The 16,690-nt window shown below is 30.4% G+C and carries 16 protein-coding genes; 2 read left to right on the top strand and 14 right to left on the bottom strand.

What is annotated here, in order from left to right:
* Positions 1–104: 104 nt before the first annotated feature.
* Entirely contained in the window at positions 105–1,808 is a 1,704-nt protein-coding gene (locus G9F70_RS02285; RefSeq protein WP_164946007.1) for a methyl-accepting chemotaxis protein, read from the bottom strand.
* 282 nt (positions 1,809–2,090) lie between these two features.
* On the opposite strand from G9F70_RS02285, the gene dhaS reads away from it, so the two are divergent.
* Complete coding sequence (gene dhaS / locus G9F70_RS02280) at positions 2,091–2,666, top strand: dihydroxyacetone kinase transcriptional activator DhaS (RefSeq protein WP_164946006.1); 576 nt, start codon at positions 2,091–2,093, stop codon at positions 2,664–2,666.
* On the opposite strand, the gene G9F70_RS02275 is transcribed toward dhaS, so the two are convergent.
* The gene (locus G9F70_RS02275; protein WP_164946005.1) at positions 2,644–3,531 is read right to left on the bottom strand and encodes a LysR family transcriptional regulator; all 888 of its coding nucleotides are present in this window, start codon (positions 3,529–3,531) and stop codon (positions 2,644–2,646) included. The genes dhaS and G9F70_RS02275 overlap by 23 nt on opposite strands.
* A gap of 152 nt (positions 3,532–3,683) precedes the next feature.
* Between G9F70_RS02275 and G9F70_RS02270 the strand changes: the two genes are divergently transcribed.
* A complete protein-coding gene (locus tag G9F70_RS02270; RefSeq protein WP_164946004.1) occupies positions 3,684–4,691 on the top strand; it encodes a YeiH family protein in 1,008 nt (335 codons plus the stop codon).
* 116 nt (positions 4,692–4,807) lie between these two features.
* On the opposite strand, the gene prfB is transcribed toward G9F70_RS02270, so the two are convergent.
* The 12 genes from prfB to G9F70_RS02210 all read right to left on the bottom strand — a co-directional run bounded on the left by prfB (position 4,808) and on the right by G9F70_RS02210 (position 16,683).
* Positions 4,808–5,912 (bottom strand): peptide chain release factor 2 gene (prfB, locus tag G9F70_RS02265; RefSeq protein WP_187352998.1). Its coding sequence is split into 2 segments (ribosomal slippage): positions 4,808–5,833 and positions 5,835–5,912, totalling 1,104 coding nucleotides; the frame shifts between segments, so codons are not numbered across the junction.
* A gap of 226 nt (positions 5,913–6,138) precedes the next feature.
* On the bottom strand, positions 6,139–8,640 hold the full coding sequence (gene secA / locus G9F70_RS02260; RefSeq protein ID WP_164946003.1) for a preprotein translocase subunit SecA: 2,502 nt from the start codon (positions 8,638–8,640) through the stop codon (positions 6,139–6,141).
* 251 nt (positions 8,641–8,891) lie between these two features.
* The gene (hpf, locus tag G9F70_RS02255; RefSeq protein WP_164946002.1) at positions 8,892–9,425 is read right to left on the bottom strand and encodes a ribosome hibernation-promoting factor, HPF/YfiA family; all 534 of its coding nucleotides are present in this window, start codon (positions 9,423–9,425) and stop codon (positions 8,892–8,894) included.
* Between the two features lie 580 nt (positions 9,426–10,005).
* Entirely contained in the window at positions 10,006–12,357 is a 2,352-nt protein-coding gene (locus tag G9F70_RS02250) for a hypothetical protein (protein ID WP_164946001.1), read from the bottom strand.
* Positions 12,357–12,638, bottom strand: coding sequence for a hypothetical protein (locus G9F70_RS02245; RefSeq protein WP_164946000.1), 282 nt, complete (start codon positions 12,636–12,638; stop codon positions 12,357–12,359). The genes G9F70_RS02250 and G9F70_RS02245 overlap by 1 nt, the downstream gene beginning before the upstream one ends.
* Before the next feature lie 12 nt (positions 12,639–12,650).
* On the bottom strand, positions 12,651–13,061 hold the full coding sequence (locus tag G9F70_RS02240) for a hypothetical protein (protein WP_164945999.1): 411 nt from the start codon (positions 13,059–13,061) through the stop codon (positions 12,651–12,653).
* A gap of 261 nt (positions 13,062–13,322) precedes the next feature.
* Complete coding sequence (locus G9F70_RS02235) at positions 13,323–13,508, bottom strand: hypothetical protein (RefSeq protein ID WP_164945998.1); 186 nt, start codon at positions 13,506–13,508, stop codon at positions 13,323–13,325.
* Between the two features lie 119 nt (positions 13,509–13,627).
* Positions 13,628–13,828: a helix-turn-helix transcriptional regulator gene (locus G9F70_RS02230; RefSeq protein WP_164945997.1), complete on the bottom strand. Its 201-nt coding sequence runs from the start codon at positions 13,826–13,828 to the stop codon at positions 13,628–13,630.
* A gap of 576 nt (positions 13,829–14,404) precedes the next feature.
* Positions 14,405–15,568, bottom strand: a complete 1,164-nt coding sequence (locus G9F70_RS02225) for a ComEC/Rec2 family competence protein (RefSeq protein WP_164945996.1) — start codon at positions 15,566–15,568, stop codon at positions 14,405–14,407.
* 381 nt (positions 15,569–15,949) lie between these two features.
* Positions 15,950–16,087 carry an aspartyl-phosphate phosphatase Spo0E family protein gene (locus tag G9F70_RS02220; RefSeq protein WP_164945995.1) on the bottom strand — a complete coding sequence of 46 codons (138 nt, stop codon included), beginning with the start codon at positions 16,085–16,087 and terminating at the stop codon, positions 15,950–15,952.
* A gap of 127 nt (positions 16,088–16,214) precedes the next feature.
* Positions 16,215–16,376, bottom strand: coding sequence for a hypothetical protein (locus tag G9F70_RS02215; RefSeq protein WP_164945994.1), 162 nt, complete (start codon positions 16,374–16,376; stop codon positions 16,215–16,217).
* A gap of 43 nt (positions 16,377–16,419) precedes the next feature.
* Positions 16,420–16,683 (bottom strand): hypothetical protein, encoded by a 264-nt coding sequence (locus tag G9F70_RS02210; RefSeq protein WP_164945993.1) that lies wholly within the window; start codon positions 16,681–16,683, stop codon positions 16,420–16,422.
* Between the last annotated feature and the right edge of the window lie 7 nt (positions 16,684–16,690).

The following is a 16,690-nucleotide window of genomic DNA, read 5'->3' as shown; positions in this document are numbered from 1 at the left end:
GCTCTAAGCTTAAATTTTAAATATAAATAAAAATCGTATCACTTTATAAAAAAGTGATACGATTTTTATTTTCATTTATTTAATAAACACTGTACAATTTTCAACTAATTCACTATACAAATATCGGCCATGACAACCCCATTTATTTTACCATTACTATCTTTGAAAGGCACAGAAATAGCAATGCAATAATTATAAGAGACATTAGATATATATGGCTCACTCCTAAATTCTTTTCCTGCTACTGACGCTCTAAAATAAGGTCTAAAGAAGTAATTGTTACTGCCTTTAATTATATTTTCTGTTGCAAATTTCATATTACCTTCTGAATCTATAACTCCAATATATTCAAATTGCATATATGAGTTCTTTCTATGTTTCAATAGCTCAGAAGTATGCTCTATTGAATACCCTTTTGAGCTTAATTCTATTGCAATTGACTTCAATATCTCTAGCCCTTCTTTTATAATATTATTTTCTTTTTCTCCTAAGGTAATATTATTTGTAAAATTCTTTAACTGACCATCAATTTCATCTGCAGTCTTGTTCATCTCCCCCACTATCACGGACATATTATGCATTGTTGTGGTTTGTTCTTGCGCCGCTGCTGAAACTTCTTCTGTAATAGCTAGTGACTGCTGTGTTATTGAGCTTACTTTATCCATAAGTTCATTTACATATTCTGCTTCACTGGCAGTTTCTACTGCTAGTATAGAAATTTCATCTACAGCATCATAGGTTAATTTCGTTGAATCGATTACTTTGCTAAAAGATTCCTTTGCTTGTTCTACAAATTCAACATTTTCTTCAATTTTTTTTACTTCCTCTTTAGCTTCTATACTTATTATAGAAATTTTTTCGATAATATTTGTGGTTATTTTCCCAATGTCTCCTACTGAACTTGAGGATTGCTCTGCAAGTTTTCGAACTTCATCAGCCACTACTGCAAACCCTTTGCCTTGTTCTCCAGCTCTAGCTGCTTCTATTGCAGCATTTAATGCAAGTAAGTTGGTCCTTTCACTAATATCTGTGACAACTTGAATTATAGTATTAATCTTATGAATCTCATCTTGCAATGTCTGAATTGTATGCGCTAGTTTAGAATTAGATAAGGCTGTGTCTTCCATTTTATCAGTGAATTTAGCAAACATTTCAGTATTGATCTGGATTGCCTCAATCATATTTTTCGCAATATTTTTTGAATTTTCTGCAAACTTAGCAATCTTATCCGCATTATTCCACATCTGCTGCGTATTTTCTTTTGTGGAAATTGAAGCTTCCGCTTGAGTTGTTGCACCTACCGCTACCTCTAAAATAGCAGTGGATATTTCATTGGCTGTTGCCTCCGTTTGCTGCGCACTACTCTGGAGCGTATCTGCAAGGTCTCTATTCATCTGTGAGACTTGCATAACCTCACACAACACCTTTCTTATATTTTGGACTATTTCATTAATATTTGTAGCAATAACTTCACCCACTCCATCTGCTTTTACTCTAACTGTAAATTGCCCTTCTGCTAATTTTTTTGTTTGATTATCTATAGTTTTCATTGAGTGATTCATATTTCTAATTAATATTAAAATAATGCAAAATAGCACAATACTAAAAATCAAACTGAGCCCAATATTATATTTCACATAAATACTATTTATACCCAATGATAAAATTTCCAATTCCTTAGTTGGTATATTACCTTGAGAAAGCACTGTTTTGAACGATCTGGATGCTAAATTTAAAAATAACATATTAAAAATCGTTGCAGAAAACAAAAAAAATAGTAAGCTAAATCCTGCTGTTTTTCTTTTCATTATTAATCCCCCTAAAGTATATTCTTGTTTTTATTATTTGTTTTTAAACTATTTTAAAATTATAATTAAAAACAATATCTTCATTGTCTTTCTTCTACATAATAGCATAGAATTCCTTCTTATTATAAATAAAACACATATATACTAGTGGATACTTTCTTAATATTATACCATATATAAAAATTGCTTTTGTTGAATGCTCCTATTCTTTTTGTTATAATACTATTAGTAAAAGTTAATATTATTATCTTTTATTAATACTTATGTTTGTAGGTGAAAATAATGTCAGGATCACAGCTAACAAAAAAAGCTCTTGCCCTATCAATTAAAAAATTAATGGAAACAATCCCATTATCTAAATTGTCAATACAAGAAATTGTGGATAACTGTGGCATTAACAGACAAACCTTCTATTATCACTTTAAGGATAAATTTGATCTTGTAAATTGGATTTATTATACTGAGGCCATAGAAAATATAGATAATTGTAAAAACTATGCCCATTGGACTGATGGCATGTATAAAACTTTAGTCTATTTTTTAAGTAATAAATCTTTTTATATTAACGCCCTTAATACTCCAGGCCAAAATGCATTTGATGGATATCTTTTTGAAAAAACCTATGATCTTATTATGGGAGTAATAAACGATATATCCTCGGAAATAACAGTTTCAGACAAAGATAAAAACTTTATTGCAGATTTCTACACCTATGCTTTTGTAGGTATAACCGTCCAATGGATAAAAAATAACATGAGAGAATCCCCAAAAACAGTGGTAGGCAACCTAAATGAAATGATTGAAGGGAGTATGCTAAGTGCTTTAACTAGATACGCTACTTATCACAAAGGAAATTAAAACAAAAATGCATAAACTCCTCAATAAATTTTTCTTGGTACAGGTAAACAAAATTAAATTCTCTTTTGATACGAAATCCCACAATTGCAACTTCTTTTATAGTTCCGATTTTAAGCTCTTTGCTTATGCTTTCTCTTGATATAATTGTATAACCAAGATTTAACTCAACTAAAGATTTAATTGCGCTAATACTTCCTATTTCCATATAACCCTTTAAATCATTTAGTTCATATCCAAGTTTAATAAGACTATTTTCTAATATATCTCTGGTTCCTGACCCTTTTTCTCTTAATATAAGATTACCATTAATTACATCTTCTATATCAACTTCCTTTGCTTTTGCAAAAGCATGATCTTTTGAAACAGCTAGAACCAATTCATCCTCTTTAAATTTCTTATACTTAAATTTATTTTTATCAAATAATCCTTCAATCATTGCAAAATCGATTTTTCCATTTACTAGTTTTTTCAATATTTCTTCTGTATTATTTACTTGGAGCAAAATATCTATGTTTTCATATAATTTCTTATGTTCCCCTAATAAATAGGGTAGAACATAGCCTCCAATTGTCATACTAGCACCGATATTATAGGTTTTTATGGTTGCTGATTTATTCTTTAGATTCATTTCTAACCTTCTGTATAATACATCTATTTGCTCAGCGTATTTTAATAAGATTAAGCCCTCTTGCGTTAAATTAAAACCTTTGCCCTGTTTTGCAATAAGACGAACTTCATAGCTTTCCTCTAAAAATTTTATATGTTGTGATACAGCTGGTTGAGTTATATTTAATAGTGCTGCTGATTTTGTAAAGCTTTTAGTGCTGGCAAGGGTTATGAATGTTGCAAGTCTAATATCTAGCAAATTTATCTCTCCAATCATAATAAATTGTTATATCTTATGATAACATATAACAAATGCTTATACTTGTATAAGCATTTATAATTTGATTTTAATTTAAACTGGTATTATTATTATTAGTAAGTGACAAGGATAAAAGATGAGGAGACGTTATTATGAATTGGTTTAAACAAAACATTCAAGGAATACTATTTGCATTTGTTATAGCACTTATTTCCACCTGGCTAGGAAGTATTTTACCAATAGTTGGTGGCCCTGTATTTGGTATTGTTATAGGTATTATTATAAATAATGCAATTGGAAAACCCAAAAATACTTTAAAAGGGATAGGATTCACTTCTAAAAAAATACTTCAATGGGCAATAATTGTGCTTGGTGCCGGATTAAGTTTTACTAAGGTATTACAAACAGGCATGGATTCATTATCTGTTACGTTTTTCACCTTATCAGCAGCCTTTATATCGGCTTATGTCTTCGGGAAATTACTAGGCATTCCTTCAAAGCTAAAATCCTTAATTGGTGTAGGTACTGCCATATGCGGAGGGTCCGCCATTGCTGCAATAGCTCCTATAATAGAAGCTGATGAAATGGAAATAGCCTACTCAATCTCTACTATATTTTTATTTAATATTATTGCAGTTCTCATTTTCCCACCCCTTGGCCATTTACTTCATTTTTCTGATAAAGCCTTTGGACTTTGGGCTGGTACTGCTATTAATGACACTTCCTCAGTGGTTGCTGCGGGTTATGCTTATAGTAATGCAGCAGGAAGCTATGCAACTATAGTTAAACTTACAAGAGCTACTTTAATCATACCCATTTCAATTATATTTAGTATCATAGTTGCTTTTAAAAAGAAAAAAGAAGCAAAAATCGATAATACTGTTAACTTTAGCATAAGTAAAATATTTCCTTGGTTCATATTATGGTTTTTAGTAGCTTCACTATTAAATACTTTAGGGTTATTTAAAGGAAACAGCATATCTTACATAAATACTTTGGGCAAATTTATGATAGTAATGGCGCTTTCAGCTATCGGTTTAAGTTCAGACTTTAAAAAGATGATGAAAAATGGTGTTAAACCTATCTTTTTAGGTCTTATAGTCTGGTTTACAGTTGCCATTGTTAGTATAGCTGTGCAAGTTATAACAAAACAAATGTAAAAACCTACATTTTCATATGCCTCTATTATTTTTAAATTCACCCTTTCTACTAAATTATCATGTATGTCTTAAATAAAATAATCCGGTAGAATAATTAAATATTCTACCGGATTATTTTATTTATTCATTCTAAGGTACTCTTCGATGAAAATATCTATATCCCCATCCATAACTGCATCTACATTTCCCATTTCTGTATTAGTCCTATGGTCTTTTACTAAATTATACGGATGAAATACATAAGATCTAATTTGACTTCCCCAGCCATTATCTTTTAAATCTCCAGTTAAGTCTTCAATTCTATCCTTTTTAGCTCTTTCCTTTAAATCTAAAAGCTTTGCCATAAGCATCTTCATTGCAGTTTGTTTATTACTATGCTGACTTCTTTCATTTTGACACTGAACTACTATGCCCGTAGGTATATGCGTAATCCTTATAGCTGACTCAGTTTTATTTACATGTTGACCTCCAGCACCACCAGATCTATAAGTGTCTATTCTGAGGTCATCAGGTCTTATATCTATATCTTGACTTTCAGTTAGCTCTGGAAGCACTTCGCAAGAAGCAAAGGAAGTTTGTCTTTTTCCATTTGCATTAAAGGGTGAAATTCTTACAAGTCTATGCACTCCCTTTTCAGCTTTTAGATATCCATAGGCAAACTCACCAGTTATTTTTAATGTAACTGCTTTAATACCTGCCTCATCAGCGGGCTGATAATCTAAAACTTCAATTTTATATCCCTTCTTTTCACACCATCTTGAGTACATCCTATACAGCATTTCTGCCCAATCTTGGGCATCATTTCCACCCGCACCGTTGTGAATGGTTAAAATAGCATTATTTATATCATATTTTCCAGACAGTAAAATTTCTATCCTAAACCTGTCAATATCACGAGCTACATCTCTTAACTCGCTTTTTATTTCTCCTATAGAGGAATCATCTTCTTCCTCCGCGCTAAGCTCAATAAGCACATCTAAGTCCTCTATTTTACTTATCAATAGGTTAAATCTATCAATTCTATCTTTAATCGCCTTAGCTTTCTGAGCAATTTCTTGCGCTAGGTCAGTATCATCCCAAAAACTAATTTCTTGCATTTTAAATTCAAACTCTCTTAATTCTTTTTCCAATGTTGTTATGTCAAAGAGACACCCTGATTTCTTCTACGTTAACTTTTACTATATTTAATTCACTTACTATTTCTTCTATTTGTACTATCAATTATTGCACCCCTTTTTTAATTAAAAATTGACAGTAAACAGTTTAGTTTTCGTTTTTCCACCAGGAAAAATTTTGTTAACTGTTAACTGTCCTCTGTCAATTTCCAACTATTACTATTCCTTATTTTTACCTATAATTACTAACCCTTGTTCCGTTCTCTGGATCATCTAATAATTAATTATTAGCCTCTGGGTATTTCTCTGGGGGAGATAACAATTATTAATTGTTATCCCCTGCCACAGCAGTTTTTATATTTCTTCCCTGACCCGCAGGAACAGTCATCATTTCTTCCTGGTTTAAGTTCTTTTTTATTTGGCTCTTTTTTAGCGGAATCATCATGATTGGTTGATGTAATCTTGGCAACCATTTCTCTTTCAGGTGCTTTTTCTATTTGCACGTGGAATAAGTATTTAACTGTTTCTGTCTTTATGTTTTCAATCATTTCAGCGAACATATCGCTACCTTCCATTTGGTAGGCTTGTGATGGATCCTGTTGCTTATAAGCTCTAAGTCCAATACCTTGCTTTAAATGTTCCATATCATCAATATGGTCCATCCATTTGCTGTCTACAACCCTTAGAAGAATAACTCTTTCAACTTCTCTCATTTGTTCCTCACCGAAATGTTCTTCTTTCTCGGCATACATTTTCACAGCTATGTCTAAAAGAGTAGTCTTAATTTCTTCATTAGATGTTTTACCCAATTCTTCTATTGAAACAATACCCTTCGGAAGATATATTTGTTCAAGGAAATTAATTAATTTTACTAATTCCTCATCAAAACTTTCATCTATGCCCGTAATATGAGATTCCACTGCAGTTAAAATAACATCTTTTATCATCTCTTCAACTTGATCTTTTATGTTTTCTCCTTGAAGAACCTCTGTTCTTTGTCTATATATTATTTCTCTTTGTTGATTCATTACATCATCGTATTGAACAACATTTTTTCTTATATCAAAATTATTTCCTTCAACTTTCTTTTGAGCACTTTCTATCGCTCCACTTACCATTTTACTTTCGATAGCATCTTCATCAGTTAAACCTAATTTTTCTACTACTCCTTGAAGTCTTTCTGAACCGAATATTCTCATTAAATCATCTTCTAGTGATATGTAAAATCTTGAGCTTCCTACATCTCCCTGACGACCAGAACGTCCTCTAAGTTGATTATCAATACGTCTAGATTCATGTCTTTCAGTTCCAATTATCTTGAGTCCTCCTGCTTCAACAACTCCATCTTCAAGCTTTATATCCGTACCACGACCTGCCATATTAGTTGCTATAGTAACCATGCCAAGTGCTCCTGCATGGGATATTATATCAGCTTCTTTTTCATGATATTTAGCATTAAGTACTTGATGAGGGATTCCACGTCTTTTAAGCATTTCAGATAATAATTCTGATTTCTCTATACTAACAGTACCTACAAGAACAGGTTGCTTAATTTTATATGTCTCAACTATTTCATCTACTATAGCCTTATATTTCCCCTTAACAGTTTTATAAACTAAATCTGCATTATCAACTCTCGCCAGCGGCCTATTAGTAGGTATTACCAATACATCCAGTCCATATATTTCTCTAAATTCATTTTCTTCTGTAAGTGCAGTACCAGTCATACCCGATAACTTATTATACATTCTAAAATAGTTTTGGAAGGTAATTGTAGCAAGAGTTTTTGACTCTTTTTCAATTTTTACGCCTTCTTTTGCTTCAATAGCTTGGTGAAGTCCATCACTATATCTCCGGCCTTCCATAAGTCTTCCAGTAAACTCATCTACAATTATAACTTCCCCATCTTTATCCATGTAATCTTTATCTTTTCTCATGATGTAGTTTGCTTTTAAAGCCTGAACCACATGATGTTGTACAGTCATATTTTCTGCATCAGCATAATTTTCTAAGTGGAAATATTTTTCTGCTTTGTCTATACCAACTTCAGACATTATAACCGCACTAGCTTTTTCATCTATAGTATAGTCTTCTTCCTTCACAAGTCCCTTAACAAAATAATCTGCTACTTTATAAAAATCTGTAGATTTTTCTCCTTCTCCAGATATTATAAGGGGAGTTCTAGCTTCATCTATTAATATGGAGTCAACCTCATCCACCACTACAAAATTTAGTTTTCTTTGAACTCTTTCTTCTTTATAAACAACCATATTATCTCTTAAATAATCGAATCCAAATTCATTATTTGTTCCATAAGTTATATCTGAATTATAGGCCTCTTGTCTTTGAGTTTGGTCTAAATCATGAATAATTACTCCCACAGAAAGTCCTAAAAATTCATGTATTCTCCCCATCTCATCTCTATCTCTTTTGGCAAGATAGTCATTAACTGTAACTATATGGACACCCTTTCCTGTTAGAGCATTTAAATATGATGGAAGTGTAGCCACTAGCGTCTTTCCTTCACCAGTTTTCATTTCAGTTATTCTTCCTTGGTGTAGTATTATACCACCTATTAATTGCACTCTAAAATGCTTCATGTTAAGAACTCTCCATGAAGCTTCTCTTACTGCTGCAAAGGCTTCAGGTAATATATCATCCAAAGTCTCTCCATTATTTAGCCTAGTCTTAAATTCTTCTGTTTTCGCTTTAAGCTCTTCATCAGTTAAGCTAGTCATTTTTGCATCTAATTCCTCTATCTTATCTACTGTTGAAATTATCCTTTTTATTTCTCTATCACTATAACTACCAAATAACTTATTGAAAAATTTCATAATTTTCATCCTCACTATTCATTTTAATAATTCCTATTAATAATTCGTAAATATATTATTTAAATTATACCACTTAATTTGTTGCTATTCAACTTATATGATTTGCTAATTGTAAAATTATTGTTAATAACCTTGCATTGTCATATTGTGTAGAATGCAGGTTTAATAAATGATTTTCAAAAGCTATCATATTTTTTAAATTTAAAAAGGACTAAAGTAAGTTATCTTTACTTTAGTCCTTTTAATAAGTATTAAAATTCTGGCTCTATTAATCCATAATTCCCATCTTTTCTTTTATATACTACGTGCACTTCTGATGTTTCATCACTCATATATACGAAAAAGCTATGACCAACGAGCTCCATTTGAAGTACTGCTTCCTCTGCTGACATAGGCTTAAATGCAAATTTCTTTGTCTTTACTATCTTAGGATCCATGTCTTCTTCTTGGTTACTACTATATAATGGTATGCCCTTAAACTTAAGAGAAGTTCCACGATTTCTTTTTTCTAATTTTGTTTTATGTTTTCTAATTTGTCCTTCTAATTTATCAACAACAAGATCTAATGAAGTATACATATCTTCATTTTCCTCTTCTGCTCTTAAAACAACTTCATTAAAAGGAATTGTAACCTCTATAGTATGTCTATTCTTATGAACACCCAAAGTTATCTGAGCTTCAACATCCGGATTAAAATACTTATCGAATCTAGATATTTTCTTTTCCATAATATTTTTCAAGGCCTCTGTTATCTCTATGTTTTTTCCTATTATTCTAACTTTCATACTGTCCAGCCCCTTTCTAATATCTATACAATGCTAGATTACTAAGCATGTTATATAGTGTATTTCTATAATATTACTTTTAATATTAAATAGCAACCATTAAAATCAGAATTTACATAATATTATTGCAATTCAAAGCATGTTATCACAATATTGCTTATTATTCCCCTGTTTATTTACGTATATTGTACATTGTTTATAGTCTCACCTTATGGTATAGTTAAATTACACGAATTTTTAAAAAAACATATTCAATTAAATATAAACATATAAATATATATATTCTTATATGCTAAAAAAAATAAAAACTCCTAATATGATATTAGGAGTTTTTATGTATTAAGTTAGTTGACCTGGTCTTTGACCCCACACTCGCCTTTTGTTCTTATTGTATTTATAGATATGGATAAACCACCTCAAACCTCCTAAATAACTCATTGTTATACGTATAGCTTGTTTTATGTCCTAATAGTATTTTGTGACTAGGTGGTTAATAAGTGGCTAATTAAATTAAGCGAAACTTTATAAGTAAATGTATATATTTGATTCTATATAATAGAAAAAAAACAAAAGGCTATTGTCATTTTATTGGTGGTGGCAGTTTACTAATAAAACTACTGTAACCTTTTGAATAATGTATTAAGTTTAAACTTGAATACTGTGGCATATCCCTTAAATCTTCATACTCAAAATTCTCTAATTTATTTTCAAACCTTTTGAAGTCTTTTTCGCTTGTACCGCCCATAAGCATAAAACTACTTCCAGCACCTTCCAGAGTATCTATTAGGCAATCAATCTGGTCTGTATATTGGCAACTCAACACAAATTTACATCCGAACTTCCTTGTTTGTGGAAGAATTTCATGATTGGCCAACATTTTCATTGCAGTTTTAGTTTGGAATATTTCGTCAACGCATATGTGCGTAGGCTTTGGCTGCTTATTTAATTTACCTCGTAGCTCTGTAGCAATCCAAACTTTAGATAATAGGAATGTAACTATAATATTTTTAGAGTGTATATTGAATTCGTCCTGAGGCATACGGATTATTATAGTCTTTCCTTTTTCTAACTCCTCAGCAAAGTCTATATTATTACTAGAGTTTTTATTAAACATATATTTAAGTTTAAAATCTTCTCTTAATAGAGAAATACGGTCCAGTATTCCATCAATTCTATCCATTTTAGTACCTATTATATATTGCAATGGCTCTTTTGCACTCACTTTGGAGTATTCGTCTAGATCCTGTAATGACTTTATTTCATCTTCTAAAAATTTAAATTCCTCCTCATTTAACAATTTTATATAGGATGCTCTTACCTCATAGCATCCTAAACATTTAACAACTTCTTTTAAACTATTCTCTCCCGAAGCAAAAACTACATTGGCTGCTGCTGATAAATATTTACGCATCCTAGCTTGTAATGGTTGTTCTGCATTAATAGAATCCACAAAAGTTAGTATCTGATGGGCCTGTTTATTGGTTAGTTCTAATTTTTCAAAAGTATCCATATCATCGCTTATTTTAAATTCATTAAAGGCGAATGCCTGTATATTAGCTGCTTTGGTGTAATCCAATATAATCATATCTTCCGTAGGTAATGATTTTATGACATCATCAGACATTTCACAATTTTTAATAAAATCTATTATCACACCGCCTTCTTTTTTAACATTAGCACATTTATAATAGCCACTCATAAATGTAGTTTTACCTGCTCCCTGTGAACCTATTTCAACTAGTGGTAAACTTCCAGTATCATATTTATCTTCTATATAAGCATCCTGCGTATTTCCTTGACATTTAACTTTTCCAAGATTAATATATCCATGGTCTAGTTGTTGTGGGACCTTGACCTCATTTACCTCAGTGTGCTTTATCCCCAAGGTTTTCATTAACTGCCTTCCTGGTTGCTGAATGAAATTCTGCATTTCATCTACTGAAAAAGTATTTTCACCTACCCTTTTAAATTTATAATCTTCTATGTTAATAGTTTCTTTCTCATTTAATTTAACCCTCCTAGATATAAGCTCATTGTTCTCGTCAATAACCCTAAAGGCTTGTGCTACTACTTGTGCATTATTTTCTTTCCTTATCATATCCACGCTATTAGTGGCTATTAATATCTGAGCATCTAATACAGTTTTATCTTTTTTAGTTATCGTTGCATCAGATAATCTTTTATTTACTTCTAAAATATTAGAAGTTATTAATAATTCACTTAGCACTGTATTAACCTCCTTTGTATCCCCAGCAAAATCATTTATTACAATTACAATACTACTAAATACATAATTTAAAAATGACAGAGCTGCTTTGGCTTTGTATTGGATGGTTGTCCTATCCTTATCTACTACTTTCATATCATCAATTTTCTTTCGGGTATCATTGTATTTTTTATCCCACCCAAATTGTGATTTAGGAAGAAAATTATATACTAGAGTTACACGATCCTCCTCTTGCATTATCTCCATTACTGCTAAAATTGAATTAAGCGGTTCATTTGATTTTTTATCTACCTGAAGACTTAGAGCATCTTCTTTCTTGTAATTTAGTTGATAATAAACTGTATCAGCTCCAAACCCTTCAATTTTATCTACTATGTCTAATGATACCTGGCTCCAAATTTCTCTTATCTTTTCTATGATGATATTTAAAAAAACCTTTGGCACTATAAAGTAAAAACTAGTATTTATTTTTCTAATGTCTATGACGTAAGATATTTTAAAATTAGTTTCAATTCTTAGCTTATGTTTCTCTATTTTCACACGTTTATTTATGGCCTTATAGGTATGTTGTATAGCCTTTGCTATATTGCTTGAATTGTAATTCCTAGTTGATTTATGAGGTGTAATCTGGAGGTATACATATTGTGGCTTTATTAATTGAAGGTATTTACTGATAGGTATACATATATCTTCTTTACTAAACATTAAATTGCACTCCCTAACATCTTAATCAATGTATAAACTGCTATTGATCCTGGAATATACTTAGCACATTTTTTAAACCCAAGTGCATAAAATATCGCTGCTAACATAGCAACAAATAAGCATATCCAAAAGCTATATATTAGCGTATAATCCCATAATGCTTTTATGATTAAACTTGGGTGCATGAGGAAATTTAAAAACTTACCTATAGATTTTATAGCATCCCAACCACCCACTCCCACATCTTTTAAACCTTTTACTAATTCAGTAATGTTATTCATAATTTGCCTCCTTTAAAATGAATTCTTAATAGCATTAAAGCCTTCAGGAACAATGTACATTAATGCAAATATTAGTAAAAACTTCATTACTATACTTAGTATTTTTTTAGAATCACTGCCTGTGCCTGCACGAATAATTTCCACAGTACAGGCAATTAATAATATCCAATATCCCCACTGTCTTATTAATCCTAAAATTGTCCAACCTAATCCATCAATACCTTTTGTTGCTGCCATAACCTTTTTAAAATATAAGCCACAACCTAAAAGTGTAATAGTAATTTTTTTTAGTTTATCATTCTTCATTATTTTAGTTGCAAAATTTTCAGAACTTTCACTAGCTATTACAATTTCATTTAAAGTTTTTTTGTTGAACTGTAAACTTAATTCATCTTTGGATAAGATAGCAGATTTGTTTAACATTAATATTTCCTCCTACATAATTAATTTAATAATGGCCACAATATAAAATAAGAGGTGATTGAAATGTTAGCATTTGAATTAGTAATAGCTGGGCTTTATATTGTTGCTACAATAGTTGGAGCTTAATATATAAATATTTATTTTTAAAATATAGATTAAAAGTGTAATCTTTTTAATGTTCCTGGCATATCCTACTGTATGGATGTAGCGTAGCAATGAGTGCAGTAGAAATTGACTATTCTCGGAAGAGGGTGGTCTTTTTTATTTGCTTTTTATATTCTCTTCCTCTAACATTTTTCTTAATATATTTTTCATATGACCATATTCCATGTAAAATTTAATGCAATCTTTAATCCAAGTTACTCTTCCTGTATGACTAATCGCCTCCATGTACATTTTTATCTCCTCATCGTCGTTTTTAAAAGTTACATTTATAGCCTGTGCCATCAATTCCCTCCTTTTAGCTTCTCTTATAATTCTAATATATTCTACTTAGCGCCAAATGTTGCTTGTCCACTATAAATAATCTATTAAGTAATAGATTTAATCGTAAAAAAATATGATACTTATTTTTCTAAGTACCATATCTCCTCTATTTTCATATTTAATTTTTGGCCTATATTGATTGCAGTTTCAAGATTTACTTGTTTATTGTTATTTTCAATTCTATTATAATCCTTATGATTTATCTGCAAAAATTCCGCAAATTCTTTTTGGAATTTATAGCCTAAACTTAATCTTATTTCTAACAATTTATTTTTAACCATATAACCACCTCAATTCATCTTATGTAAATATTCTCCAAAGTGTTTTAAATCCCTTTAATTTATACTTATATCCACAAATCTCCATAGTATAACATTTCAAAATACGAACACAATATTACTGACATAACTTCAATAACATTATAACAAATTTCAGCTTCCATGTAGAATGAGGAATATATTCTTTTATAATCAACCATAGGATTATAGGGGAGGGGCGTATAGTTCTCGTTCTATATTGTTTTACCCATACATAACACTATGAACTTACAAAATAGAACTACTTCAATTTCAAAAAAAATAGTTAAGATAAATATAAAAACCTGAAGCTAGATTTCTCTAATCTCAGGTTTAAATTTTCCTTAATGCAGTGGATAAAACTTGTAAAATAGTCTATAATTTAAATATCCTTTTATTTTAATAACTAAAAATACTGCACTGGGTTACCCCCCTAAGTGCAGTATTTTTCTTTATATCAATATCCTAGGTGCTAACTCATATACGCAAACGCTACATGGGTCATATCCTGAATTTCAACTTCTTCTTGTTGAACCTTGAGCTGTTATTCTGTTTGAACTCTTACATATGCTTCTTTTTTGGTTTACTTACAACCTTCTTATCTACAACAATAGGTTTCTTAGTTACAGTTACTGATTCTTTAGTTATAGGTTTCTTAGTTACAGTTACTGATTCCTTAGTTATAGGTTTCTTAATTATAGGTACTGCTTTCTTGATTATAGGTTTCTTAATTATAGGTATTGGTTTCTTAATTATGGAGCCTATATTATAACTCCCTACCTTTTTATCAAATGTAATTGTTTTTCCATTAGATGTGACTATAATGGTTCCTACTTCATCAGTTCTATAGACAGGTATGTTTTTAGATTTTAACAAAGTCATTGTTTCTTGTTGTGGATGACCATATGAGTTCCCTTTTCCACATGATATTACTGCAAATTTAGGATTAACTTTTTCTAAGAATTTTTGTCCTGTTGAAGTTTTACTTCCATGATGTCCTATTTTAATTACATCAGCTGATATATCTAATTGTTTTTGTAATATTTGTCCTTCTGAAATTGATTCAGCATCACCCATAAATATGAATGAATTATTGCCATACTTCAACTTAGTAACTATTGAATAATTATTAGAGTTATCATAAGTTTCTGCATTAGGAGCTATAATGGTACATTCTGAATTTCCTATTTTAAATGTTTCTCCTACTTTTGGTGCAGATACTTTCATATTCTTAGCTTTAATTGCGGTAACTACATCTTTATATGTATCAGTTGTTTTAGTAACTTTAGGCATATATATCTTACCTATGTCAAAAGTCTTAATTACTGTGTCTAATCCTCCGATATGGTCTTCATCTGTGTGAGTACCTATTAGCACATCAATCTTCTCAACACCTTGTTTTTTTAAATAGTCTACTACTAATTTATCATCGCTATTATTCCCTGCATCAATAAGCATAGAATTGGATCCCTGTTGAATAAGGATGGAATCGGCCTGACCTACATTTATGTAATGTACTTTTAGTTCCCCTATAACTTCTGTTTTAGAAGTATTTACTGCTATGTTTTCAGTCGTAGTGGTAGTCTCAGCTACAACTTTAGCATTAGCTTCAACCTTTGTCTTGTTTTTAGCACACCCAGTTGAAGTAATACCTACAATTATTGCAATAGCAATTAGCCAATGCCACCCCTTTTTTTGAAATTTCTTTTTAGACTTGTCACTCATAATAATCCCCCCTTTATTTAAATCGCTATTGGATTGTACCATATTATACATAATAATACAATTATAAGTTTCCAACTAACTCTTAATATTACTTTTATGTTGAAATTTTCTTTATAAATATTGAAATATGCTTTATGAATTTTATATATAACGCCTGTAAGAGTATTTATTTTAATAGATACAGTGAATAAAATTTGTAAAATAGTCTATAATTTTAAATACCAATCCTTTTATTTTGATAGCTAACGAAAACAATACTGCACTGGGTTACCCCTTAAGTGCAGTATTGTTCTTTATAACCGTAATTTAAGATTTATATTTAAAATATTATAAAACGTTTTACTAATAGAAGGGTAAAGTTTCTCATAATACAAAATAAGTTTATTTATATAAATAATATTGAGAAATAAGCTTATCCAATTCTTGACTTAATGAAATGACTTCACCATCAACAAGGCTTTCAGTGACTGCTATTAACTTTTCTAGTTTATTTCTAACTAATTCTATTTGCTCAATCATAATCTCCACTCTTTTCATAAAAATTCACAAATTCAATAATAATACATTATAAAACCATTTGCAACATATAATTCCACTTTTAAGCGAATTCTAAATGAACAAAAATAAAAAAGCCCCAAGGACTCCCTCAGAACTTCGAACTATTTTTCAAATTAATAAAAACAACCTCATTACATTTCTCACAAACTAATACCAATATACCATCTTCACAACTTCTAAACTCAAACTTTTCAATATTTACATCAGTTTTTATATCTTCTATGTTTCCACATTTACACATTAGTTTCATTCTATGTCCCCCATTCTGTCAAATATCATGAATTTATTGTACATCAAATCTTAAATAATATCCACTTGCAGGTACTCAACTCATATTTTATCTCATATAGTTTTTCAGTTCCGCTAATTACACTCTGGCACTTATACACTAGCATATTATTACCTGCAAGTTTTTCTCTATCTACACAAATTATCTTATCTATTTTTATGACTTGCATAGGCTCATCATCTATTTGCATTCTAAACCTTATAGGCTGTATAGTACCTTTGCTATCTGTATAAGAAACCATTTCTATAGGTAAAGCTAAAACCTTCATTACATTC

The sequence above is a fragment of the Clostridium sp. FP1 genome, assembly GCF_011065975.2.
Lineage (GTDB): Bacteria > Bacillota > Clostridia > Clostridiales > Clostridiaceae > Clostridium_AD > Clostridium_AD tagluense.
This window is presented reverse-complemented; position numbering and strand designations above follow the sequence as displayed.